23 protein-coding genes are annotated in these 23,300 nt (G+C 62.5%); 11 read left to right on the forward strand and 12 right to left on the reverse strand.

Annotation, left to right across the window (positions count from 1 at the left end; all coding sequences use genetic code 11):
- Positions 1–1,078, forward strand: a 1,078-nt coding sequence (locus IG629_RS21060) for a serine/threonine protein kinase (RefSeq protein WP_193173881.1), incomplete at its 5' end; no start/stop codon positions are given.
- 26 nt (positions 1,079–1,104) lie between these two features.
- Positions 1,105–1,554, forward strand: a complete 450-nt coding sequence (gene cynS / locus IG629_RS21065) for a cyanase (RefSeq protein WP_193173882.1) — start codon at positions 1,105–1,107, stop codon at positions 1,552–1,554.
- Positions 1,555–1,576: 22 nt separating this feature from the next.
- Here cynS and IG629_RS21070 read toward each other — a convergent pair whose 3' ends face one another.
- The 7 genes from IG629_RS21070 to IG629_RS21100 all read right to left on the reverse strand — a co-directional run bounded on the left by IG629_RS21070 (position 1,577) and on the right by IG629_RS21100 (position 7,451).
- On the reverse strand, positions 1,577–2,377 hold the full coding sequence (locus IG629_RS21070; protein WP_193173883.1) for an SDR family NAD(P)-dependent oxidoreductase: 801 nt from the start codon (positions 2,375–2,377) through the stop codon (positions 1,577–1,579).
- Positions 2,378–2,388: 11 nt separating this feature from the next.
- Positions 2,389–3,258, reverse strand: a complete 870-nt coding sequence (locus IG629_RS21075) for an amidohydrolase family protein (RefSeq protein WP_193173884.1) — start codon at positions 3,256–3,258, stop codon at positions 2,389–2,391.
- Positions 3,259–3,276: 18 nt separating this feature from the next.
- Entirely contained in the window at positions 3,277–3,810 is a 534-nt protein-coding gene (locus IG629_RS21080) for a carboxymuconolactone decarboxylase family protein (RefSeq protein ID WP_193173885.1), read from the reverse strand.
- An 18-nt stretch (positions 3,811–3,828) separates the two neighbouring features.
- A complete protein-coding gene (locus IG629_RS21085) occupies positions 3,829–4,443 on the reverse strand; it encodes a glutathione S-transferase family protein (protein WP_193173886.1) in 615 nt (204 codons plus the stop codon).
- Positions 4,444–4,489: 46 nt separating this feature from the next.
- Entirely contained in the window at positions 4,490–5,800 is a 1,311-nt protein-coding gene (locus IG629_RS21090; protein WP_028466683.1) for a TRAP transporter large permease, read from the reverse strand.
- A complete protein-coding gene (locus IG629_RS21095) occupies positions 5,797–6,333 on the reverse strand; it encodes a TRAP transporter small permease subunit (RefSeq protein ID WP_028466682.1) in 537 nt (178 codons plus the stop codon). Before IG629_RS21095 ends, IG629_RS21090 begins: the two co-directional genes overlap by 4 nt.
- An 86-nt stretch (positions 6,334–6,419) precedes the next feature.
- Positions 6,420–7,451 (reverse strand): C4-dicarboxylate TRAP transporter substrate-binding protein, encoded by a 1,032-nt coding sequence (locus IG629_RS21100; protein ID WP_193173887.1) that lies wholly within the window; start codon positions 7,449–7,451, stop codon positions 6,420–6,422.
- A 192-nt stretch (positions 7,452–7,643) separates the two neighbouring features.
- On the opposite strand from IG629_RS21100, the gene IG629_RS21105 reads away from it, so the two are divergent.
- The 9 genes from IG629_RS21105 to fhuB all read left to right on the forward strand — a co-directional run bounded on the left by IG629_RS21105 (position 7,644) and on the right by fhuB (position 18,404).
- On the forward strand, positions 7,644–8,492 hold the full coding sequence (locus IG629_RS21105; protein WP_193173888.1) for an amidohydrolase family protein: 849 nt from the start codon (positions 7,644–7,646) through the stop codon (positions 8,490–8,492).
- Positions 8,493–8,509: 17 nt separating this feature from the next.
- The gene (locus IG629_RS21110) at positions 8,510–9,412 is read left to right on the forward strand and encodes a LysR family transcriptional regulator (protein WP_193173889.1); all 903 of its coding nucleotides are present in this window, start codon (positions 8,510–8,512) and stop codon (positions 9,410–9,412) included.
- 138 nt (positions 9,413–9,550) lie between these two features.
- Positions 9,551–10,135 carry a sigma-70 family RNA polymerase sigma factor gene (locus IG629_RS21115; protein WP_193173890.1) on the forward strand — a complete coding sequence of 195 codons (585 nt, stop codon included), beginning with the start codon at positions 9,551–9,553 and terminating at the stop codon, positions 10,133–10,135.
- 15 nt (positions 10,136–10,150) lie between these two features.
- Entirely contained in the window at positions 10,151–11,227 is a 1,077-nt protein-coding gene (locus IG629_RS21120; RefSeq protein ID WP_193173891.1) for a FecR family protein, read from the forward strand.
- Positions 11,228–11,366: 139 nt separating this feature from the next.
- A complete protein-coding gene (locus IG629_RS21125; RefSeq protein ID WP_193173892.1) occupies positions 11,367–13,838 on the forward strand; it encodes a TonB-dependent siderophore receptor in 2,472 nt (823 codons plus the stop codon).
- An 80-nt stretch (positions 13,839–13,918) separates the two neighbouring features.
- Positions 13,919–14,761 carry an alpha/beta hydrolase gene (locus tag IG629_RS21130; RefSeq protein WP_193173893.1) on the forward strand — a complete coding sequence of 281 codons (843 nt, stop codon included), beginning with the start codon at positions 13,919–13,921 and terminating at the stop codon, positions 14,759–14,761.
- Entirely contained in the window at positions 14,758–15,540 is a 783-nt protein-coding gene (locus IG629_RS21135; RefSeq protein WP_193173894.1) for an ABC transporter ATP-binding protein, read from the forward strand. Before IG629_RS21130 ends, IG629_RS21135 begins: the two co-directional genes overlap by 4 nt.
- Positions 15,530–16,426: an ABC transporter substrate-binding protein gene (locus tag IG629_RS21140; RefSeq protein ID WP_193173895.1), complete on the forward strand. Its 897-nt coding sequence runs from the start codon at positions 15,530–15,532 to the stop codon at positions 16,424–16,426. The genes IG629_RS21135 and IG629_RS21140 overlap by 11 nt, the downstream gene beginning before the upstream one ends.
- Positions 16,419–18,404: a Fe(3+)-hydroxamate ABC transporter permease FhuB gene (fhuB, locus tag IG629_RS21145; protein ID WP_193173896.1), complete on the forward strand. Its 1,986-nt coding sequence runs from the start codon at positions 16,419–16,421 to the stop codon at positions 18,402–18,404. Before IG629_RS21140 ends, fhuB begins: the two co-directional genes overlap by 8 nt.
- A gap of 21 nt (positions 18,405–18,425) precedes the next feature.
- Here fhuB and IG629_RS21150 read toward each other — a convergent pair whose 3' ends face one another.
- From IG629_RS21150 to IG629_RS21170, 5 genes are all read right to left on the reverse strand, one after another.
- On the reverse strand, positions 18,426–19,841 hold the full coding sequence (locus IG629_RS21150; RefSeq protein ID WP_193173897.1) for a hypothetical protein: 1,416 nt from the start codon (positions 19,839–19,841) through the stop codon (positions 18,426–18,428).
- 70 nt (positions 19,842–19,911) lie between these two features.
- A complete protein-coding gene (locus IG629_RS21155) occupies positions 19,912–20,619 on the reverse strand; it encodes an ABC transporter ATP-binding protein (RefSeq protein WP_193173898.1) in 708 nt (235 codons plus the stop codon).
- The gene (locus IG629_RS21160) at positions 20,616–21,365 is read right to left on the reverse strand and encodes an ABC transporter ATP-binding protein (protein ID WP_193173899.1); all 750 of its coding nucleotides are present in this window, start codon (positions 21,363–21,365) and stop codon (positions 20,616–20,618) included. The genes IG629_RS21155 and IG629_RS21160 overlap by 4 nt, the downstream gene beginning before the upstream one ends.
- Positions 21,353–22,312, reverse strand: a complete 960-nt coding sequence (locus tag IG629_RS21165; protein WP_193173900.1) for a branched-chain amino acid ABC transporter permease — start codon at positions 22,310–22,312, stop codon at positions 21,353–21,355. Before IG629_RS21165 ends, IG629_RS21160 begins: the two co-directional genes overlap by 13 nt.
- Entirely contained in the window at positions 22,312–23,193 is an 882-nt protein-coding gene (locus IG629_RS21170; RefSeq protein ID WP_193173901.1) for a branched-chain amino acid ABC transporter permease, read from the reverse strand. The genes IG629_RS21165 and IG629_RS21170 overlap by 1 nt, the downstream gene beginning before the upstream one ends.
- Between the last annotated feature and the right edge of the window lie 107 nt (positions 23,194–23,300).

Consider the following 23,300-nt stretch of genomic DNA (forward strand, 5'->3'; position numbering starts at 1 on the left):
AGCCATCGCGGAGGAGGCCACCGCCCTTGGCAGCCCGGACAATCTGACGATCCAGATCGTGCGTATCGACGGACTGCCCGAAAACGCGCTGGACGTTCCATCCGTTGAAGGCGGACACCTGATCCCGCCGCCCCTGCCTGAAACGGGCGCCGAGATCGACGGCTACAAGATCCTGCGCTCCATTCATGCGAGCCATCGCAGCCACATCTTCCTCGCCGCAGCTCCGGACGGCTCCCGCGTTGCCCTGAAAATCCCGTCCATGGACATGCGCGAGGATCCGGCCTATCTGCGCCGCTTCCTGATGGAGGAATGGGTCGCCCGGCGGCTCGCCAACCCGCACATCGTGGCCGCAGTTCCCGCGCCGGAAGCGAAGAGTGCGCTCTATACGGTCTCCGAGTTCGTCGAGGGCCGGACCCTAAGGCAATGGATGGCCGACAATCCGAACCCGGATCTCGACCAGGTCCGGGACATCGTCCGACAGATCACACAAGGCCTGCGCGCGTTCCACCGCCAGGAGATGCTGCATCAGGACCTCCGCCCCGAGAACGTCATGATCGACGGGGACGGGACGGTGAAGATCATCGATCTCGGATCGACCTACATCGCCGGGGTAGACGAAGCCGAACCGGAGCAGCGCAACATTCTTGGGACCCTGCAATATGCCGCGCCCGAATATTTCAACGGCGATCCAGTGACATGGACCGCGGACCTGTTCTCGCTTGGTGTCATCACCTACGAAATGCTGACCGGCCGCCTGCCTTACGGAACCGCCGTCTCCAAGGTGCGCAGCCGCCGCGATCTCGGCCGTCTCGCCTACCGCAGCGCCTGTGACGAGAAAAACGGGGTACCGGACTGGATGGACGACGCCCTGCGCCGTGCCGTGCATCCGCATCCGGAACAGCGCCAGCAGGCCCTTTCAGAGTTCGACCTGGAACTGCGCCAGCCGGGCACCGGCTGGCGTGCCCGGAAACGGCGCCCGTTCGCCGAGCGCGACCCGGTCCGGTTCTGGAAAATCGTCTCGCTGATCCTGGCCATTCTCGTTGTCCTGCTCCTCGTCCAGAACGCCGGAGCACTCTGAAACCCGAACAATGAAGAGGAAGATCTATGATTCTGCAGAGCAAGGAAGACGTCACCGCGTTGATCCTGTCCGCCAAGCGGCAGACCGGCATGACCTGGGAAGAGATTGCCGAAAAGATCGATATGAGCCCGGTCTGGACCCATTCAGCCTGCATGGGCATGAACGCGATGCCGAAGGAAAAGGCCGAAGCCCTGGTCCGAACCCTCAGCCTGCCGCAGGAAGCAGGCCTCCTGCTCGAGGAAAGCCCGACCAAGATCTGGGAACAGGCGATCCCGACCGATCCCTGCATCTACCGGCTGTATGAGATCGTCGGCGTCTACGGCCCGACCATCAAGGCGCTGATCCACGAGAAATTCGGCGACGGCATCATGTCCGCCATCGATTTCGACATGTCGGTCACCCGCGTCGAAAACCCGAAGGGCGACCGGGTGAAGATCGAGATGTCAGGGAAATATCTCGGCTATAATTCCTGGTAGGCGCAGAGCGCGCCTCCGAGCGTCAATCGCACCGCGCCGTCATGCCGCCATCGACGACGATCTCCGTTCCGGTGACAAAGCGCGCCTCGTCGGAGGCGAGGTAGACCGCCGCATTGGCTGTATCGCGACCGTCTCCCATGAAGCCGAGCGGGATGCGTTTCACCCGACTTTGCAGCAGGGCATCGACGTCTCCGCCCGAACGCTGTCCGGCGAGACGTGCTTCCACCATCGGGGTGTGCAGCTGGCCCGGCACGACGGTGTTTACCCGGACACCCTTCGGCGCATATTGCACGGCCACCACTTTGGAAAGCTGGATCACGCCCGCTTTGGTTGCGGCATAGGCCACCTGGGCAGCACCCGTCCAACGCTGGCCTGAGGTCGAGGCGAGATTGACGATCGCGCCAGATCCCTGCGCATCCATGTGCGGCAGCACGTGCTTGCAGGTCAGAAAGACGCTTTTCAGATTGCGGTCGATCTGGCTGTCCCAGGCATCCTCGCTGAGCTCGACCGGTCCGCCGGCGGCGGACCCACCGACATTGTTAACGAGGATATCGACCCGGCCGAAACGGGCGATGCAGGCATCGACCATGGCCCGGACAGCGTCTGTGTCCGTCACATCCGTCAGACGGGTTTCGATCTCCCCGCCGGCCTCCCGGACCCGCTCGACGGTTTCCGCCAGTGCTTCCTCGCTCAGGTCGACCGCGAAAAGTTTCGCGCCTTCCTCGACAAAGCGTACCGAGATCGCGCGTCCGTTGCCCCAACCGGGACCGACACAGCCCGCGCCCGTGACAATGGCAACTTTTCCCTCAAGACGTCCGCTCATACTCGCTCCCCCTATTCAAAACCGTAGAGGCGGGCCGGATTGTCCACCATAAGTGCCTGCCGGGCAGCCGCGTCCGGCGCGATCTCGCCGATCAGATCGACCAGTTGGCCGTCATCCGGCACAGGCCCCGCCAGATTGGGATGCGGCCAGTCCGTCCCCCACAGGACACGATCGCCATGCTCGGCAACCAACGTGCGCGCGAACGGCACGCCGTCGCTGTATGGCGGCCCCTGCCGCGACGCCCGCTCGGAGCCGCTGACCTTGACCCAGAATTTCTCATCGTCGAGCAACTGCCGTAGTGCGGTGAAGGCAGGCTGGTCGAGACCAAGCCTCGCATTCACGCGGGCCATGTGATCGATCACCACCGGCACCCGGGAGCGCTTCAGATCCGGCACCATCTCCGCCAACAGCTCTTTCTCCATATGGACCTGCAGGTGCCAGCCGATTTCTGCCAGCCGATCCGTCATGGCAATCACATCTGCCAAGGATGCCCCTTTGCCGAGATGCCGCATGAAGTTGAAACGCACGCCCCGGAAGCCCTGAAGGTTCAGAACCCGCAACGCGTCGAGCGATGTATCGGTCGGCGCCAGAGCAATACCGAGATAGCGCCCCGGCCGGGCGGCGATGGCATCGGCGACCACGGAATTGTCGAAGCCGTGACAGCCCGCCTGCACAATGACACAGCGCTGGAGGCCCATGGCATCGTGCATGGCGAACAGCTTTTCCTTCGGCGCTTCACCCTCCGGCGTATAGGTCCGGTCCTCGGCATAGGGAAATGCGGAAACCGGCCCGAAGACATGGCAGTGGCAGTCCGTCGATCCGGGCGGCAAGGCCAAAGCCGGTTTTGACGGGTTCGGATGAAAACTGGATTTCTGGTCCATTGTTATCTCGTCTTCTTTTCAGGACTTGGCCGGGGCCTCGATTTCAAAGGCATTGAGCGTCATCGAAATCAGGCTGTAATAGCCAAGCACCCCGACAAGATCGATCAGCCCCTCAAGCCCAAGGACGACCACCGCCCGCTCATGGAGTTCGTCCGACAAGCGTCGGTCCAGATTGAGCTTGCGCGCCACCTCGTAGACGACCGCCTCGTCCTCTGCCTCGAATTCGGGTTCCCGATCTTCTTTCAGCGCATCGATCACCGGGCGCGGCAGGCCGGCCTTCTCTGCATGCGGCTCATGCGCCGCCCACTCGTAGGAAGCGTCCCAGATCCGTGCCGTTGTCAGGATCGCAAGCTCGGAAAGCCGGGGCGACAGCGAGCTGTCATAACGGCAGTACCGGCCGAGCGCCTGAGCCTTGTCGGCCAGCCCTGGTCGCCGCAGCCAGACAGCGAGCGGTCCACGCACGCCGCCGCGGGGCCCGGACGCGATCTCGTCATAGACGCGCTTCTGTTCCGCCGTCAGGCTGCCGGGATCAAGCTCAGGTATGCGGGGCATCGTCATTTCCTTATTGGTTCAGGTAACGGGCTTCGGCGCCGCACTTCGCTCCCATGCGGGCACCTGCTGTCCAAACTCTTCGAGCCATGCGGCAAGCGGCGGAAACTCGGCCCGCCAGTCGAGCTGCTGGCGCCAGTCCGCGTAACCAAGTGCGCAGGCAAGCGTGATCGCGGCAATGCCGGGCGCGCGATACTCGTCGAGATTGCGGCAGACTTCCGTCAGGCCGCGCCGGATCTTGCCATACTGGTGATCAAGCCAGACCTGACTGATCTGCTCCGGCTCGCGAAACCGGCCCTCATAGGTGACCATCAGCAGCGCATCGTTGATCCCTTCGGCGAGCGCGGCCAGCGTGAGCTGCCGGAAACGCCGGTCAGGGTCCCGGGGCAGGATCGCCCCGTCGCCATAACGGGTCTCAAGGAAATCCACGATCACCCGGCTGTCATAGAGCGCCGAGCCGTCTTCGAGGATCAGAGCCGGGATCTTGCCCAGCGGATTGACCTGCCGGAGCCGGTCTTCCGGATCGAGCGTGCTGGCGTGCTGGACGGCGATTCGGTCGGCCAGCCCCAGAAGATCAATGACGATCCGGACCTTGCGGCCATAGGGAGAGGTCAGCGAGGAGTAAAGTGTCAGCATATCGGTTCCGTTGGTCAGCCGCGCATTTCATTGGAATGGCGACGGCCTACTGTTTCATCGTGTCCGGCAGGAAGGTTGCGATCTCCGGGAAGAAGCAGAGCAGGAGGAGCATCACCAGCCCCGCCAGGAAGAACGGCGTCAGGCCGCGAAAGACCTCGTCCAGCTCAACCCGCCCTTCCGACGCCGCCTGAACAACGAAGCAATTGATGCCGACCGGTGGCGTCACGGCTCCCAGCTCGCAAAGCAGCACCACGAAGACGCCGACCCAGATTTCATCGAAGCCGAGACCAAGCATCACCGGATGGGTGATCGGCAGCGTGATCGCCAGCAAGCCCGGTGCATCCATCAGCATGCCGAGCACCAGATAGATCAGCACGATGAAGAAGACGATGACCCAGCGATTGGTCTCCAGCCCGGTAAGGAAGCCGCCGAGCGCATGGGTCACGCCCGAGAGAGCCAGAAATTTGGAGAACAGGATCGCGGCAATGATGATGGCGAAGATCATGCCCGAGGTCTTGACCGTGTCGAGCAGGGTCTGCCGGATCTCGATACCCCGCAGTCCGCGATGCCTGATCGCGGCTAGGATCATGGTGACCAGCGCGCCGACACCGCCCGCCTCGGTCGGTGTGAAGAAGCCGAGATAGAGACCGAAGATGATCACCATGATGACCAGAAGCAGCGGGCCGACAAGACGCAGCGAGGCCACTTTCTCACGCAGGGTGAAGCGCTCGACCATCTGCGGCGCGGCTTCCGGATAGATCCGGACCCAGAGATAGGTCGCGAAGCAGAGGATGAAGGCAAAGAGGAAGCCTGGAATGACACCTGCCAGCAGCAGGCCGCCGATACTGGTATCGGTCAGGATGCCGAACACCACCATCAGTGCGCTCGGCGGGATCATCACCGCGAGAGTGCCGGAAATGGCAATCGAGGCGGCGGCGAGCCGCTTGTCATACCCGCGCGCCAGCATTTCCGGCAGGGCCAGCTTGGTGAAGACAGTCGCCGAGCCGACGCTCGACCCAGCCGCGGCGCCGAAAGCAGCGGCACCGATAGTCGTGGAGATCGCAAGACCGCCCCGCAACCGACCGAGCCATTTCGTTGCAGCGTCGAACATATCCTGACCGAGGCCCGCCCGCATGGCGAAGAAACCCATCAGCAGGAACATCGGGATAACGCTGAAATTGAAGCTGTGTGTGGTATCGAAAAAGACGTTGCCCATCAGGGCTGTCGCCACATTGAAATCGCTGACAACCGCGAGACCGATGCCGCCGACCAGGGCCAGTGCCACCATGACATTGGCGCCGGACAGGATTGCCGCGATCAGCACGAAGGTGCCGATGGTTCCGATAACGAGGCTCATCGCGGTGTCTCCCCGTCCTGGCGCTCGCCCATGGCGACGATGCCGATCTCAAGCAGGTAGCGCAGTGTCAGAGCACCAAGGCCAAAACAGACGATCATTTTAACCGGCCAGATCGGATAGGTGATCGACCCCCATTCCTGCTCTGACATGGAATAGGACTCATAGGCGAACAGCCAGCAGGCATAGGTCGCCCAGCCGAAACAGACGAACCCGAGGACCGGGGCAGAGAGATCGAGAGCCCGCTTCACGCCGCCGGTCAGATGCCGGTTCAGCACATCGACGCTGATATGGGCGCCAGCCTTCTGCGTGTAGGCGAGGGCGAGAAAGATCGACAACGTCAGCATGGATGCGGTGAGCTCGAACGCGCCGGTGATCGGCCAGTTGAGAAACTTCCGGGTCAGTGTGTTTGCAACGACCAGAAACATCATCAGGAACAGGATCGCCCCGGAAAGAACGGCCATCAAATCGATCAGGCGATCAAGCCAGGATTCAGCCCGGCTCAATGGCCCCGGCGCGGAACGTGACGCGCTCATCGGATACTCCCGTCGCTGGATTTCAAGAATGTCAGGATAAAACAGGCGACGCGCACCGAATGACCCGGTGCGCGATCCCGGGAAGATCAGAACTTCAGTTCGGCTGCGATCGCATCGGCCGGCAGACCAGCTGCGTTAGCCTTTTCGATCCAGCCCTTCCGGATCTCCTGCACACCGGCATCCTCGACCAGGGCCGCCGCTTCCGAAATCGGGAAATCGATGACCGTGACGCCGGATGTCTTCCACTCTTCCAGCACCGCGGCAATCTGCACCTCCAGATCCACGGCATAGCGCATCGCATATTCCCGGCCGAGGCCGTCAACGATGGCTTTCACGTCATCCGGCATGCCGTCATAGGACTTCCGGTTCATCGTCACCAGATGGCCGAAGGAGGCGCCGAACGGGAACTTGACGTAATATTTCGCGACTTCGTCCAGCTTCCAGCCACGTGCCAGGGCCGGGCCGATCGGCGAGCAGTCGAGGATGCCCCGCTGCAAGGCTTCGTAGGCTTCCGAGGACGCGATCGAGACAGGTGTCGCGCCCATCGCCTCAACGATCTTCGGATAAGCAAAACCGTACGTCCGGATGCGCTTGCCCTTCAGATCCGCGAGGCCGTTGATCGGCTCGCGGCATAGCAGGCCATAGCTTTCCAGCGGCCGGAAGCCGATGGCCTTCAGGTTGTATTTCGCCATTTCCGCATCGAACTGCGGATACATCCGGTGCCATTTCTGCATCATCAGCGCGACCTCGATGGTCGAGTTCGGCTGCGGAATGAAGAAACCCACCGCATTGTTCAGCGGGAACTTGTCCTGGAAATACGGCGTGATGATATCGCCGAAATCACCGGCACCGGCGGACAGCGCATCGGGTATCTCGCGCGTCTTCGCAACGCTGCCGCCCCAGAAAACCTGGATATCGTGCTTGCCGCCGGTGCGGCGCGCGAACTCGTCGACCATCCATTGCGTGCTGATCGCCTGGGCATCGTTCGCGCCCTGCGGCTTCGAGGTGATCCATTTGTAGGTGTCGGCTGACGCGATACCTGAAAACAGGCTGGCACCAGCCAGAACAGCACCAAACAGACCCGTAACGGCGTGGCGCCGCATACTGCGGAATTTCATAAGTACCTCCCTTTTTTATCAGGCGTCGGATTCAGACCTCGCCCTTATTATTCCTTAGCTTGACGAGAATCCCCCTATCCCACCAATGCATTAATTGTATTCATTCCATGCCTTAAAGAGATGGATATCGAGACGGTTTATCTCCGATACTCCTCGAAGTGCTTTACCCGCGCCGCTACCCGGAGTGCCGCCATGACGATCCGCGCCATAGACTGCCACATGCATTTTTTCGGTGAGGCCGCTCGCTATCCCTTCGCTCCGCGGCGCAGCTACACCGTGCCGCCCGCCACCATCGAGGATTACAGGAAGGCGATCCGGGGAACCGATATTGCCCGGCTGGTGATTGTGCAGCCGAGCCTCTACGGCACCGACAATCGCTGCACCCTCGATGCGCTTGAAGAGCTTGGAGACACAGCGCGAGGCGTTGCCGTGATCGATCCGGAAGCCACCGGCGACACGGAACTGGCGACGATGCATGAGCGCGGTATTCGAGGTGTGCGGCTGAACCTGCATTCGGTTCGCACCGGCGCTCCATCGATCGAGACAATCCTGCCAGCCATGGATCGCGCGTTGGCCGGCAGCACCTGGCACATTCAGGTTTTCTGCGCACCGGAGACATTGGCCGCGATCATCCCGCTGCAGGACCGCCTGCACCGGCCCCTTGTGCTCGACCATTTCGGGCTGGTCGATCCGCTTCAGCCCGACCCCCATATCGAAAGCCTGAAACAGCTGGTCGACGGCGGCGCCTGGGTCAAGCTGTCAGGCAGCTACCGGATCTCCACCGGCCCCGACGGCCCGGGTGTCGCGGACCTCGCCCGGCGGGTTCATGCCATGGCGCCGGACCGCATGGTCTGGGCCAGCGACTGGCCCCACACCCCGAAGCACGACGGCGGGCTCTATAGCGGCACGGAACCACTGCCGTTCCAGAAGATCGATACGGCGGGCCTCTATCACGCCATGGAGACATGGTTTCCAGACATGGGCACACGCCGGGCCATCCTGCAGGACAATCCCTGCCGCCTCTATGACTGGGCTGACTAGACGGGAGCTGCATCGCAATGTTCGATCACAGGATCCTCAGATACGTCATCACTGTCGCCGAGGAAGGCGGCTTCACGGCGGCGGCGCGCAAACTGCGCATTGCCCAGTCGGCGATCAGCCGACAGGTCAGCTCGCTTGAAGAGGAACTCGGCGGCCGGCTGTTTCTGCGCCAGAAGAATGGCATCGAAGTCACGGAAGCGGGTCAGCGCTTCCTGCAGCACGCCCGGGAGATCCTGACCTCCATGGGGCATGCCCGGGACGAGATCAGCTCCCTCCTCGGGGAGCCCAGCGGCTCGGTGGTGATCGGTGTGCCGCCGACCGCGGGCGAAACCCTGATGCCTGAGCTGTTCCGGATTTGCAGCGAGAAACTGCCGGCGATCCGGTTGCATGTCCGGGAAAGCTATTCGGCGGCAACCTATGAGGCCGTGCTGCGCAAGGAGCTCGATATGGGGCTCGTACACGACCCGGAACCTTTGGAGGAAATGCTCATCCTGCCCCTGGTCTCGGAGCAGATGCATTTCATCACCCACGCCGACAGCAATCTGCCGGATCGCATTCCCTGCAGCTGGCTGCAGGACCGCGACCTGATCCTTCCCGACGCGGCGTTCGGACTTCGGGACCTGCTGGAAAGATATGCCGCCCGGAACGATCTCAAGCTGAACATCGCGGCTGCGGTGAATGGTGTCTCCATCACCAAGGCCATGGTTGCATCGGGTTTGGGTTCGACCGTGCTTTCGAAAAGCGCGATCACCCATGAAGCCAGCCGGAGCATCCTGGCCTCCCGTCCGCTCCATCCGGAACTGAGCTGGCAGCTTTGCCTGATCATGCGGGCCGACCGCGCCGGCAACCGGAGCTTTTCCGAGCTGCACCGGGTGTTGAAGCAAGTGGTCGAGGCGCTTTCCCGGCAGAACGTCTGGTAACGCGATCTCCCGATGCATCCATAAACAACAATATGGAAATGATTATCATTCTCATATACAGCTTGGGGCGTTCCCGCCTGAAGCGCCGATCACGTCATACGGACGATGGCATTACTTTCCGGAGCTCAATGAGCACCCATGCCCGCGTCCCCGAAGGCAATGGACCTGATCCTCACGCATCGAAGCGAGCTGATTAGCTATGCGCGCCGTATTGTCGGCAACCACTCGACCGCGGAAGATGTGGTTCAGGAAGCCTATCTGAAATACTGGGCCCATGCAGGTTCCGGCGCTGGCACGCCCGAGCCGATCACGGAGCCGGTCGGCTACCTCTATCGCATTGTCCGCAACCTGGCCTTCGACTGGCAACGACGCCCGGCACGCACACTGACCAGCAACGTCAGCAGCGACATCCTCTCGTCCTATCCGGCCCCGGATGCATCGCCGGAAGCAGACGCCATGTGGCGGCAGGAACTCGCGGCGGTCCAGTCCGTTATCGACAGCCTGCCCGAGCGCACCCGGATTGCGTTCGAGATGCACCGGCTGGGAGGCATGACCCTGCAAGACGTCGCCGACCATCTCGAAATATCGGTCACCCGAGCCCATCAACTGATCAAGCAGGCGCTGATGAAATGCGCTCTGCATCTGGAAAAACTGGAGCGTAACGAGCACGAAACAGCCGTGTCCGAAAGCGCCTCTGAAAAAAAGCGCGGTTCACGCGTCTAATATCGAGGAGAGCCTATGCAACAAGATAAAGACGCGCCCGACCGCGCCATGAGAGGCGCGGGAAAACGGAGTCCGGAAGACACGACTTCCGGGCATGATGACGACCAGCTTGATGCCGCCACAGACTGGCTGCTTCAACTGCGTGCGTCGCCCGATGACGCCGATCTGCATAGCGCTTTCACCCGTTGGCTCTCCGCGTCCGAACTGCACGGCGCCGCGTTCCGGCGCGCGGAAAAAGTATGGCACCTCAGCGGCTCAGTGACGCCCGCGTTCTCCGGCATATGGGACGGCCATGCGGGCACGGCCGGGGACTCCGCTCCGGCAGCCACCGTCACGACACTCAGACCACGCCGCAGCCGCCCGGGCAGGCGTGCGGTGATTGCCGGTGGCCTCGCCGCCTGCATCGCCCTGATTTTCTTTACCGTTGCACCTCCTCCGGAATACGCGGACGCCGATCTTTCCAGCGGCGTTGCCGAGGTCACACGCTACGACCTCGCCGACGGCAGCCAGGTCACCCTCAATGCCGGCAGCGCTCTCAAGACGGCGCTCACCGGACAGGTACGACAAGTCACCATATTGGCCGGGGAAGCGTATTTCGCCGTTCGGCCAGACCCGAAACGGCCGTTCAAGGTCCTTGCGGGCGATACGGTCGTGACCGTCACAGGCACGGAATTCGGAACGCGCCTCGCCGACAGGATCGTCACCGTCGAGGTGGAAGGTGGACGGGTTAAAGTTGCTTCCGGCACATCCGGCAAGAAAGCCCCGATCGCAACGCTCGCCCGGGGAGACCGCCTCTACCTTGAACGCGGAACCAGCGAGACAATGCAGACAAAAGTACCCGTCTCGCATATCGCCGCCTGGCGTCGCGGGCTTCTGATTGCCGACAAGGAAAGCATCCACGATCTCGTGGAACGGATTAAGCCCTACTATCCGGGGCGCATTTTCCTCACGCCCGGCGGCCTGGCGGGAAAGCGGGTCAGCGGCGTGTTCGATCTGAGCAAACCTGTTGAGGCGCTCCGGGCCGCCGTTCATCCGCACGGCGCCTCGGTCCACGAAATCCCCTCGCTCCTGGCCGTCGTCACACCGGGCTGACCGGCTCCGGAAAAAAAACTTCATCCCTCCCCCTTAAAAAACAAAGCTCCCATCCGTCTGATCTTTTGCGAATTGTTCTCATTCGCATAGGGGTTGCATTTGCGCCGCCCGGCGCATCCGTGAAGGGGGATACCGAATAATGATTGTCCGTAAGGCACGCACGCGCGCCACGTCTTGTGGTAACGCGCCGAAAATCCGGCGCGACCGCAATGGACTGCTTGCGACAACGAGCGCCCTGGCGCTGGGCGTCGTCGTGTTGACTGGCTCGCACGCGTTCGCCGAAGCCGTAAAACCGGCGCTGAGCGAGGCACCCGGTGCGGCGCGCGAGCTGGCTCAGGCAACGGAGTCTCACGACTTCAACATTCCGGCCCAGTCTTTGGCCGAGGCGCTGATCACCTTCGGGCAACAAGCCAATCTGCAGGTAGCGTTCGAGCCGTCCATCGCCGAAGGCCTGACCTCCAGCGCAGTATCCGGCAGCTACAAAGCCGAAGATGCGCTCCGCATCATGCTGACGGGCCTCCCCCTGCAACACGATTTTACCGGCACGTCCAATGTCACCATCAGCAAGTTGGGGCAGAGCAGCGATGGCTCGGTCCGGCTGAAGAAGCTCACCGTAGAGGCCACCGAGCAAACCGCGACCGGACCGGTCGAAGGTTATGTCGCCACCCGTAGCGCCAGCGGCACCAAGACGGACACGCCGCTGATCGAAACGCCGCGCGCGATCTCCGTCGTGACCGCCGATGAAATCGCCGACCGAAAGGTCCAGAGCGTCGAGGAAGCACTGCGCTATACGGTCGGCGTGCAGGTCGATGCCTATGGCAACGACATGCGCTTCGACCAGATCCGCTCTCGCGGCTTTAACCTCGTCACCACCGCCGACTTCCTCGACGGCATGCGTCAGCCGAACATCAACTGGCTGTCCTACTCGCATACCGAAGCCTACGCTCTGGAGCGGCTTGACGTGGTGAAAGGGCCGAACTCCGTCCTCTACGGTCAGGTGAGCCCCGGCGGTCTCGTCAATCGGGTGACCAAGCGCCCGACCAAAGAAACCTTTCAAGAGGTCGAGGTCCAGCGCGGGACCGACGAATATGTCCAGGGACAATTCGACCTGAGCGGACCGGTCCTCGACCGCGAAGACGTTCAGTACCGCGTCGTCGGCATCGCCCGGGACAGCGAGTCCAACATCGTGGGCGTGGTCAACAACGTTAAATACTTCGCCCCGTCCGTCAGCTGGCAGCCGACGGAAAAGCTGGAAATCACCCTGCTCGGCAGCGCCCAGGAATTCGAGACCGCCGGGTCCCCGCGTCCCTATCAGGACCCGACCGGTTACCTGACCGACTTCTGGGCCGGAGACGAGGATTTCGACAAGCTGAAGCAGCGGCAATATACCGGCGGCTATGAAGCGAAATACGAGATCAACGAGATCTTCTCGCTGCGCCAGAACCTGCGTTACACCGACCTCAACACGGTGAACCAGTATACCAGCAAGACCCTGCAGAGCGACGGGCACACCTTCTCGCGGACCGCCTACGGCATCTACGAGAACAGCCAGCATATCGTCGTCGACACGTCCGGCCAGGCCCAGTTCGCCACCGGTCCCGTCGAGCACACGCTGATCGCCGGTGTCGACTACCTGCATATCGACGGCAATGTCGAATACACCTACGGCAGCGCACCCGACATCGACAGGCTCAACCCGGATTACGATCAAAGCATCGACCGGCCGTCGAGCCAGATAAGCTGGCAGAACACGAAGGCGCATCAGGTCGGCTTCTACGCCCAGAACCAGATGGCCTACGAGAACTGGCGGTTCAATCTCGGCCTGCGTCACGACGAGGCGGAAACCACAAAGGACAATCTGCTCACGGACACGAAGACCTCGCAGGAAGACGGTGCGACCACCGGCAGCGCCGGCCTCCTCTATCTCTTCGATAACGGCTTCGCGCCTTATGCGAGCTACTCCACCTCCTTCATTCCGGAACTCGGAACCAACAAGGCGGGCGCGTATCTCGATCCGACCGAAGGCGAGCAGGTCGAGCTCGGCTTGAAATATCAGCCTCCGGGCAGCCGCAGCCTGTTCACCGTCAGCCTGTTCAATCTCGTCGAGAAGAACGCCAAGACCTCCGACCCGGATGATCCGACCAACACCATCCAGACCGGCGAAGTCCGCTCCCGCGGGATCGAACTGGAAGGCAAGACCGAGATCCTCGAGGGTCTCGAACTGGTGGCCAACTATTCCTACACGGACATGGAAGTCACCAAGAGCAACGACGGCAACGAGGGCAATGTTCCGATCGGCGTGCCGGAGCATCTGGCCTCCGTCTGGGGCAATTACAGCTTCTCCGGCCCGTCCCTGGACGGTCTCGAACTTGGTCTCGGCGCCCGTTACACCGGCGAGAACTACGCGGACTCCGCCAACAAGGTGAAGAACGACGCCTATCTGCTGTTCGATGCCCGCGTGAGCTACAGCCTGGACAAGTTCGCACCGGGCGCGACCCTCTCGCTCAACGGCACCAACCTCGGCGACGAGGACCAGGTGATGTGTGAGAGCGGCTATTGCTACAAAGGCCGTGGGCGCACCGTCATCGCCAGCCTGAACTACCGCTGGTAGGCGGCTGAAACTTGAGGTTCGATCTGAAGAATGGGTGCCCGGCCTCGCTGCCGGGCACCAGCTATTTTGACCTCCCCTGCATGGACTTCCGCGGGAGCGGCGCTCTCTACCGGATCTTCGTGCATGTCCCGGACGGAGAGCCGCCGGCAGATGGCTGGCCCGTGCTTTACATGACCGATGGCAATGCCGTCATCGCCACGGCAGCCGATGCCCTGCGCGCGCAGGCGAGCTACCCCAAGGGAACGAATGTCTGCCAAGGCATGATCGTCGCGATCGGATACCCGACGGACGACGCCTACGACCCTCTCCGGCGGTCCTGGGATCTCAGCCCGCCTCCCGGCGCCGAATATCCCCCCTTCTTCGAGAACACACCGGTCGTGCGAACCGGCGGGGCGGATCAATTCCTCGACTTTCTGCTGCAGACCATTCGGCCATGGCTGGAACAGCACTATCCCATCGACAGAGCTTCACAGACCTTGTTCGGCCATTCCTTCGGTGGCCTTTTCGCTCTTTATGCGCTTTCCCAACACCCGGACGCATTCCGGAACTGGGTCGCGGCCAGCCCGGCGATTTACTGGGAAGACGGGATTGTCCGCACCTGCCTGGACCGGATGGATGAGGCCGCGTGGGGCAAGCTCACCGGGCGGGTTCTTCTTTCCGCCGGGGCATATGAAAGCGACGTGCCTGCGCCTTTCGAGATTGGCCGGGAGGACGAGGAACAGCGTCTCTCCCACCGCCGCAAGATCCGGACGGTCGGCCTTGCCGAGGAACTCGCTGCCGAAATCGTTGAGCGGACCGGACGCAGCGGCGCCGCCAGCTTCGAGCTCTTCGCCGGTGAAAACCACATGTCCGTATTACCCGTGGCCGTGAACCGGGCTGTGCAGACCGCTTTCGACTGGGCTGCGGGACAACGCATGAAATGACCACCTCTCCGCTCTTCTCTCTCCAGCACGTCGGCTGTGCCTATGACGGCCAACCCGTCCTGCATCCGCTGACGCTCGACTTGCCCGCAGGCTGCGTGATCGGCCTGCTCGGACATAACGGGTCCGGCAAGTCGACCCTGATGAAAATTCTCGCGCGGCAGATCGCGCCCGGCAGCGGCCATGCCCTGTTCGAGGGACGGCCGCTTGGCGATTACGCGCCACGGGAGCTTGCCCGCCGGCTTTCCTATCTGCCGCAACAGAACGCGGACACGGACGGCCTGACCGTCCGGGAGCTGGTCGCGCTGGGCCGCTATCCCTGGCATGGGCCGTTCGGGCGAACCAGCAGGGCGGATGAGGAGATCTGCGAAAAGGCGCTCGTCGCGACCGATACCGCGCGGTTTGCCGGCCGCTTCGTCGACAGTCTTTCCGGCGGGGAGCGGCAGAGAGCCTTCCTCGCCATGCTTGTTGCCCAGGATGCGCGCTGCCTGCTGCTCGACGAGCCGATCTCCGCCCTCGATATCTCACAGCAATACGAAATCATGGATCTCGTCTCCGGCCTGAGCCGCAAGCATGGCCGCTCCGTGATCGTCATCCTGCACGATCTCAACATCGCCGCCCGCTATTGCGATCGCATCATCGTGCTCTCCAGCGGAAACCTGTCCGCATTCGAGAAGCCCGCCGACCTGATGCAGCCGGACCGCCTCCGGGAGTTGTTCGGGGTTCCGCTCGGTATCTTCCCGCATCCGGATACCGGACAGGCAATCAGCTATGTCCGGTAAGCCACGGGAGATCTCCCGCCGCGCCTTCACCAGCTTCGCCCTGGCGGGAGCCCTCGCGCCCTTCAGTGCAAAGGCCTCAACCGGGCTGCCGCAAGATCCCCGGTTTGTCACACCGGATCACGGGCTTGTGCAGACCCTGGTTGCAATCGGCGCGGACCTGTCCGGCGTCGCTCAGATCCCGAACTGGGATGTGTGGACCATCGAGCCTGCTCTGCCGAAGGACGTGGTCAACCTCGGCACCGCACAGGAAATGAACCTTGAGCTGCTGCAGCGCCTGCAACCGGATCTGATTCTGTCGACGCCCTATCTTGAAAATGTCCGGCATCAGCTTGAGCGCATTGCGCCGGTCGAATCCTTCCCGATTCATGCGCTTGGCACCTCGCCCTATCCCAACATTCTGGCGGCAACGCGCAGGCTGGGTGAATTGTCCGGACGGGAAGCGGCGGCCAAAGAGCTGATCGCGGCGACGGAACGTCTGTTCGAGGCATCACGCCCCAAACTCACGCGGCTCAGAACGCACCCGCTTGTCTTTCTGCATTTCATCGACACGCGGCATGTCCGGATCTATGGCCCCAACTGCATCATTCAGGATGTGCTCGACCGGCTCGATCTGCAAAATGGCTGGCCTGAAATGACCAACGGCTGGGGATTCGCCACCGCCGGGATCGAGCGTCTGGTCGATATCGGGGACGCATGGGTTCTGGTGTTCGATCCCGTGCCGCCGGATGTCGAGGCGCTGCTCGCGGGAAGCCCGCTCTGGCAAAACCTTCCTTTCGTCCAGGCTGGCAGAGTTCGGCGTTTTCCAAACGTGCTGGCCTTCGGCACCCTGCCCGCAGCGACCCGCATGACCCGGCTGCTGACGGAGCTTGAGCTTGGCCATGCTTAGCGAGTCCCGTCAGATCCAGCTTTGGGCCGTGCTGTTTGCGACACTGGCGCTCATCGCCATTGCGAGCAACCTTGGGCCGAGCGTGACGGATCTTGGCATTGCACGTCTCACCGGAACGCCCGCACCGCAGGATATCGATGCAGTCTTGATGCGCTTCAGTCTGCTGCCGCGTCTGGCCATGGCGCCCTTGTGCGGAGCCGCCCTCGGGATGGCGGGGGCACTGTTCCAGCAGGTCCTGCGCAACCCTCTTGCCTCGCCCTCGACTCTCGGCGTTGAAGCCGGGTCCGGGTTGGCCATCGCGCTGGCGATCCTGTTCCTGCCGGCATTGCTCGGCTGGAGCCGGGATCTGGTTTCCCTGGCAGGGGCGGTTTTTGCCTCTGGCATCGTATTTTTCCTGTCGCGAAAATTCGCCTTCCGACCGATCGCCGTCGTTCTGTCCGGATTGATTGTCGGCTTCTACCTCAGCGCCCTGTCCTCCACCTTCATCTTGCTCAATGACTACCAGCTCTCCGGCATGTTCATCTGGGGAAGCGGCTCTCTCAGCCAGCAGGACTGGCGCCCGTTCCGGGACCTGCTGCCCCGCGTAGCCATCTGCGCGCTTGCGGCTGGTCTGCTTGTCCGGCCGATGACGGCCCTGCAGCTGGACGAGACGGCGCGCGGACTCGGTCTGCGCATCGCGGCCATCCGTGCCGCCGGGCTCGGCATCGCCGTTGCCCTCACCGCTTTCACCGTCAGTGCCGTCGGTGTCATCGGCTTCCTGGGCCTCGCCGCCCCTGCCATCGCCCGGGCGGTTGGAGCCCGGTCATTCCGGAGCCGTCTGTTCCTTGCCTCACTGGTTGGCGCCTGTCTGCTGACGGCGACGGACCAGTCCCTGCAAATGCTGTCCAAGGTGGCGGGAATGTTTCTTCCTGCCGGCGCCGTGACGGCCGTGCTTGGGGCACCCGTGCTGTTCCTGCTGATCCGCAAGCTGCCGGTCTCGCCGGGAGCGGCCACGGGAGCGGCTGTGCTCTCCCTGGCCCGGCGCCCTCTCGTGCGGGTCCTCGGTCCTGTCTGCATCCTGCTGCTCTGTCTGTTCCTAATCGCAACCTTCATCGGCCGCGACGAAAGCGGACACTGGGTACTGGATCTCGGAGCGTCACTGGACCCGCTGCTGGTCTGGCGCCTGCCGCGCTCCATAGCCGCCGCAGCGGCGGGAGCACTGCTATCCATTGCCGGGGTTATCCTGCAACGACTGTTACGCAATCCGATGGCCAGCCCGGAAGTCCTCGGCGTGAATGCGGGCGCCGGCATGGGGCTGCTTGTCGTCCTGCTCTGCGTTACCGCGCCCGGCCATTTCGCTCTCACCTCCGGTGCCGCAATTGGTGCACTCACGGCTCTCGGGTTGCTGATCTTCAGCATCCGCAAGTCCTCGCTCTCCGGCAACCGGGCCCTGATGGCCGGCGTTGCGCTTGCCACTTTCCTGTTCGCGCTGCTCTCGGTCGTGACCGCAACGGGAGACCCCCGCGCCCTTCTCCTGCTGACCTGGATGGCCGGATCCACCTACACGGCCGACATGACGAGCGCCGCCATCCTGATGGGCGTAACCCTTGTGATCCTGCCGGGCCTGCCATTGCTGGCACGGCAGATAGACCTGCTTTCCGTGGGAAGTGACCTCGCGCGCGCGGCTGGCGCACGCGTAGAACGCATTCAGCTCATTGCCCTGACACTCGCCGGCCTGCTAACCGCGGTCTCGTCTCTCGGCATCGGAGCGCTCAGTTTCATCGGACTGATCGCCCCGCAAATTGCCCGGCATGCAGGCCTGCAACGATGCTTCCCGCAAATCGCCGGCGCAGCAATGATCGGGGCATCGCTGATGGTCGCGGCGGATTTCCTCGGCCGTACCATTTATTTCCCCTGGCAACTCCCCGCAGGCCTTTTGAGTGCACTGATCGGCGGGCCGATACTGATGATCGTTCTGCTGTGTAAGAAGAAGGCGTAACGAGCGCAGACCGCTCAGTACCTATATGCGGGGCGCACCCAACAACCAAAGCCCCATCGCCGTGTAGCCCACCATGAAGAGCGCCAAGAGGGTCTGGCTAACCACCGCCTTGCGGCCGGAACCCAGACGATCCAGCGCGATCGTGTGGGCCATGCAGATGCCAATGACATGGCCGATGGTGATGATCGCCGTCTGGATGTTCCAGAGAACGAACACACTCTCCGGACGGCTGAAGAATGAGGTGGTCGTGTGGTAATGCGCGGTGCCGAACAGATCCCAGCCCAGTCCAAAAGGATCGGAAATCACCTGATAGACATACTGGTAGTCGACCAGAAGTCGGGTCAGGAAATGGGAGCCGTGATAGGCGACGGAAATCGGCAGGATCGAATAGACCAGACGTCCAACCAACTCCTGCTCCGCATCCCGCGCTCCGGCCAGGCGGGCACCGATACGGACGCAGGCATGATAGAGAATCCAGACAAGCGCCCACGCTGCCAGCAGGCCGAGCGTGTTCTGCCACATCACCGCAGAGCGGCCCGGATAGTTCAGCGGGTTGAAACCGAGGATCCCCATCCAGCGGAAGGTCGTGGACCAGCCGTCGAAAGTTCCCGCCGCGAGCGACAGCAGCACAAAGGCCACGCCGCTTTGCGACAAGGACGGCAGGGTAATCGCATGCACTCCGGGAAAACCAAGGCGGGCCCGCCCTTCCCTTCCGGCTCCCAACGGCGCGATGGCGCTCACCAGACGGAAATAGACGTGCAGCGGCTCGGCGCGGGCACACCAGTCTTCTTTTCCAAACAGCACCATGCCGGCGAAGTTGAAACCCCAGAACAGGGACAGATGCAGCACGAGCCGGTCCGGGTCCATGCTGTGCGGAGATATCAGGTCGACCCAGATGAAAATGAGAAACTGCGAGACCGCCAGCAGATAGCCGAGGCGGGCAGGCAAGGTCATACGTGGCGGGAAATGACTCCGGACGATATCGACGAGGCCAGTCCAGGGGTTCAGCACGGCCCAGAGGTTGCCGAAAAAGGCACAGGCCAGAGTCATGCTGATCCATCCGATGCTCCAGAGAACAAGTGGCAGCGGGTTCCGCAAGGGATCGTGCGCACCGGTCAGACCGGCGATCAGCAGCACCAGGACCAGGGCCGTCGAGGCAAGGGACAGAGAGCGGCCACCGCCCTCCGGCATGCGAAAAAGGGAAAGCGTGGCGGTCGCGATACGGTGAAAGGGTTTCTGGGGAACCACCGCAAGCAGAATGAAAGACGCGGCGACCGCGAGGGTCGCCCCCATCGTGTAGAAATCCCTCGGAAGCAGCAGGATCAGGCCGCCAGCTGCCTCATGGGCAATGGCAACGGCGGGAACAAGTAGGAGGACAATGAGAGCGGCCGGGAGCAGGACAGCGCGCCGTCCCAACGGCGACAGGCAAGACGGCATGTAATTCTCCCGGCTCCGGTAAGGATGGACGCGCTCGGACGGTCAGTCTGTTTGACAACCGTCTCCGCGCCTAATGACCAACCCCCACATACTGATGCAACAGCGCGGTATTTTCCCGTACTTCGTCAATCGGGAACTCGGCCTTGATCTCTCCGTGATCCATGAAGGCCACGCGATCCGCGATCGGCAGCACGGCATCGACACGCTGCTCCACCAGAAGCACAGCGACACCGGAATCTCGGAGCTTCATCACCGCATCGCGGATACCCGCAATGGCAGACGGCATAAGCCCCTCGGTCGGCTCGTCCAGCATGATCACCGACGGGGTGATGCACATGGCCCGCGCCATGGCGAGCATGGTCTGCTCGCCACCCGACAAGGTCCCCGAGCGCTGTTTCATACGCTCTTTCAGAACCGGGAAGAGCTCCAGTGCGTAGTCGAGGCCCTCCCGTCCCTGCTCGCGCGTAAGCAGGCCGATTTCCAGGTTTTCCCAGACCGTCAGCTCCGAGAACAACCGCCGCCCCTGGGGCACGTAGCCAATGCCCGCTCTGGGGATTTCCTCGGCTGGTCTGCCGAACAGGTTCACATCGTCCAGCCAGAGTGCGCCGGAAGCGGGCTTTACCGTGCCCATGATTGCTTTCAGCGCAGTCGTCTTGCCGGCGCCATTGCGCCCGAGAAGGCACAGAACCTCGCCACCACGCAGTTCGATACTGAAGTCCCGCAGCGCCTGGCTGCGCCCGTAGAAGGCGTTATAGCCCTCGACCCGCATCACACTCATGCGCTCGCTCCCAGATAGGCTGCCTGAACGGCGGCATTGTTCATGATGGCGTCCGGTGTCCCCTCGGCAAGGACTGTCCCGCGCTCCATCACCGTGATCTGCTCGGCCAGCGTCATGACCACATCCATATTGTGTTCGATCAGAAGGACTGTGGTCGTCTTGTTCACTTCCCGGACAACCTCCTTGAAATTCGCGATCTCGGAGTCCGAAAGCCCCTGCGTCGGCTCGTCGAGGATCAGCAGTTTTGGCTGCAGCGCGAGCCCCATGGCGACCTCGAGAAGACGCTGGTGCCCGTAGGCCAGGGTCCCGGCGACCTCCTCCAGGCGATCTCCCAGCCCGACGGTTTTCGCCGCCTCGGCGGCTTCCGCCTCGATATCGTCTTCGCTCACGTGGTTACGGCTGAGCAGGCTGGGGCGCAGCCGGTTGTGAACGGCGACGCAAATATTCTCCAGCACAGACATGGAGCCGTAGATATTCGTGATCTGGAAAGTATAGGCGATGCCCTTGCGCACCCGTTTGTGCGCCGGCATGCGGCTGATATCCTCCCCGGCGAACTCCACACTCCCCGAGGTCGACTTGATCCGGCCCGACAGCAGGTTGACGAAGGTCGACTTGCCGGCCCCGTTCGGCCCGATGATGGCGCGGATCTCCCCTTCCTTGATCTGGAAGTCCACATTCTCGACCGCCTTCAGGCCGCCAAAATGCCGGGTGAGGCCCTTGGTCTTGAGCAACACTACTTCAGCCATGGCAGCCACCTGTCGCGAAGGGTTCCGAGAATGCCTGTGGGGAACCACAGCGTGACCACGATCAGCAGGGCGCCGATCACGATCAGATAGGCTGTCGTCACGCCGCTGAGGCGGTCGATAAGCAGGGTCATCAGTCCCGTGCCGACGAGCGGCCCGAGCAGGGTTCCCGGCCCGCCGACCAGTGTGAACAGCAGCGCCTCGATGGAGATTTTGAATTCCGCGAAGGCCGAGCCGATATAGCCGAACATCAATCCGTAGAGCGCACCGGCCACACCCGAGATGCCGCCGGACACGGTAAAGGCCAACAGCTTGATCGCGTACGTATCGAAACCGAGCATCCTTGTCCGGTCCTCGTTCTCCCGCACCGCGACGAGCAGGCGTCCCACCGGCCCCTGCGTGAAGGCGAACAACCCCAGCAGGACCACGCCGAACACGGTGAGTGCCAGATTGTAGCGCGCGACGTCGGAGGTCATGTCGACCTCCAGCCCGAACAGGGAGAAGCTCCGCGCAGAGGTGGGCAGGGTCAGGCCCTGATCACCACCGGTGAATTCGGAGAAATACAGGATCAGCAGAAACGCCGCCTGGCTGAACATCAGGGTGACGATCATGAAGGAAACCGTCTGTGTCCTGAGCGCGAGCAGACCGATCAGGAAAGACAGCGCGATGGCGGCAAGGATGCCGGCCAGAAAGGCAACGGGAAGGGACACCCCGAGATAGTAACTCGACAGACCCGCTCCATAGACGCCAGCGCCGAAGAACATCGCGTGGCCGAGACTGACGAGGCCGGTATAGCCCATCAGGACGTTGTACCCCATGGCGAAGACCGCCAGGATCAGGATCCGCGTGAACGCCAGGACCAGATAGTCCGAGAGCAGGAACTGCAGGACGAACAGACCCGCCAGTGTCGCGAGACAGAGCAGGAAAAGCTTCTTGTTGTGAATAGACATCACCGGCCCGCCTTTCCGAACAGACCCTGCGGCCTGAACACCAGCACAAGCGCCACAAGCAACGTCGAGAAGATCTTGGCGAGGGTCGGCGAGAAGAAGACGGAGAGCAGCCCGTCGGACATGCCAATCAGGATCGCTGCCGCAATCGTCCCGGGGATCGAGCCAAGCCCACCAACGATGACGACGACAAAGGACAGTAGCAGCGGATCATGGCCCATCAGGTAATGCGCCTGCTGGCTCGGCACCACCAGGACACCGCCGATAGCGGCCAGCATTGCACCGACCGCGAACACGCCGGAATAGACCTTGGTTACGGGAATGCCGAAGTTCTGCGCGGTCTCCTTATCGAACTGGGTCGCCCGCATGTAGAGGCCGACCTTCGAGTGACGCAGCAGGTAAAGCAGCCCGCCGACAAGGACGATGGCGACAGCAATGATGAAAAACTTGTAGCCGGAATAGCCGAACCAGGGGAACCGGACCGTGTGATAGAACGGCGCTTCCACGGCCTGCGCGTCTGGCCCGAACGTGATCAGCGTCATCTGCTGGATGATGTACATCAGGCCGATCGTCGAGACGATGGTCGCCTCCGGATTGTAATTGATCCGCTTCAGGATGGCCCAGTCGGCGGCCCAGGCCAGAGCGCCGACGAACACGGGCGCAATCAGCAAGGCGGCGATAAAGGGAACGTAAGGCGGCCCCGGAATCAGGTTCGCACAGACCCAGGCCGCGACCGCGCCGAGCATGAAGAACTCGCCGTGCGACACGTTCACCACGCGCATCACGCCGAAAACCAGCGACAACCCGAGCGCCGTCAGCATCAGCACGGATGCCTGCACGAGCCCTTCCAGCGTCGCCAGCAAGAGATAAGGAACAATATCCATTGAGTTGTTTGCGCCTTCGCCGCATGCGAATAGCGGTGAGCCGCCGTCGCCACGGTATCAGTTTTCAATGAAGAACAGCGGGCGCCGATCGTCTCGGCGCCCGCCGG

Origin of the sequence: Nisaea nitritireducens (assembly GCF_014904795.1) — a bacterium.
GTDB classification, from domain to species: domain Bacteria; phylum Pseudomonadota; class Alphaproteobacteria; order Thalassobaculales; family Thalassobaculaceae; genus Nisaea; species Nisaea nitritireducens.

Coding starts and splice junctions, on each gene's coding strand:
- cynS (WP_193173882.1), top strand. CDS start 1,105: ATGATTCTGCAGAGCAAGGAAGACGTCACCGCGTTGATCCTGTCCGCC.
- IG629_RS21070 (WP_193173883.1), bottom strand. CDS start 2,377: ATGAGCGGACGTCTTGAGGGAAAAGTTGCCATTGTCACGGGCGCGGGC.
- IG629_RS21075 (WP_193173884.1), bottom strand. CDS start 3,258: ATGGACCAGAAATCCAGTTTTCATCCGAACCCGTCAAAACCGGCTTTG.
- IG629_RS21080 (WP_193173885.1), bottom strand. CDS start 3,810: ATGCCCCGCATACCTGAGCTTGATCCCGGCAGCCTGACGGCGGAACAG.
- IG629_RS21085 (WP_193173886.1), bottom strand. CDS start 4,443: ATGCTGACACTTTACTCCTCGCTGACCTCTCCCTATGGCCGCAAGGTC.
- IG629_RS21090 (WP_028466683.1), bottom strand. CDS start 5,800: ATGAGCCTCGTTATCGGAACCATCGGCACCTTCGTGCTGATCGCGGCA.
- IG629_RS21095 (WP_028466682.1), bottom strand. CDS start 6,333: ATGAGCGCGTCACGTTCCGCGCCGGGGCCATTGAGCCGGGCTGAATCC.
- IG629_RS21100 (WP_193173887.1), bottom strand. CDS start 7,451: ATGAAATTCCGCAGTATGCGGCGCCACGCCGTTACGGGTCTGTTTGGT.
- IG629_RS21105 (WP_193173888.1), top strand. CDS start 7,644: ATGACGATCCGCGCCATAGACTGCCACATGCATTTTTTCGGTGAGGCC.
- IG629_RS21110 (WP_193173889.1), top strand. CDS start 8,510: ATGTTCGATCACAGGATCCTCAGATACGTCATCACTGTCGCCGAGGAA.
- IG629_RS21115 (WP_193173890.1), top strand. CDS start 9,551: ATGCCCGCGTCCCCGAAGGCAATGGACCTGATCCTCACGCATCGAAGC.
- IG629_RS21120 (WP_193173891.1), top strand. CDS start 10,151: ATGCAACAAGATAAAGACGCGCCCGACCGCGCCATGAGAGGCGCGGGA.
- IG629_RS21125 (WP_193173892.1), top strand. CDS start 11,367: ATGATTGTCCGTAAGGCACGCACGCGCGCCACGTCTTGTGGTAACGCG.
- IG629_RS21130 (WP_193173893.1), top strand. CDS start 13,919: ATGGACTTCCGCGGGAGCGGCGCTCTCTACCGGATCTTCGTGCATGTC.
- IG629_RS21135 (WP_193173894.1), top strand. CDS start 14,758: ATGACCACCTCTCCGCTCTTCTCTCTCCAGCACGTCGGCTGTGCCTAT.
- IG629_RS21140 (WP_193173895.1), top strand. CDS start 15,530: ATGTCCGGTAAGCCACGGGAGATCTCCCGCCGCGCCTTCACCAGCTTC.
- fhuB (WP_193173896.1), top strand. CDS start 16,419: ATGCTTAGCGAGTCCCGTCAGATCCAGCTTTGGGCCGTGCTGTTTGCG.
- IG629_RS21150 (WP_193173897.1), bottom strand. CDS start 19,841: ATGCCGTCTTGCCTGTCGCCGTTGGGACGGCGCGCTGTCCTGCTCCCG.
- IG629_RS21155 (WP_193173898.1), bottom strand. CDS start 20,619: ATGAGTGTGATGCGGGTCGAGGGCTATAACGCCTTCTACGGGCGCAGC.
- IG629_RS21160 (WP_193173899.1), bottom strand. CDS start 21,365: ATGGCTGAAGTAGTGTTGCTCAAGACCAAGGGCCTCACCCGGCATTTT.
- IG629_RS21165 (WP_193173900.1), bottom strand. CDS start 22,312: ATGTCTATTCACAACAAGAAGCTTTTCCTGCTCTGTCTCGCGACACTG.
- IG629_RS21170 (WP_193173901.1), bottom strand. CDS start 23,193: ATGGATATTGTTCCTTATCTCTTGCTGGCGACGCTGGAAGGGCTCGTG.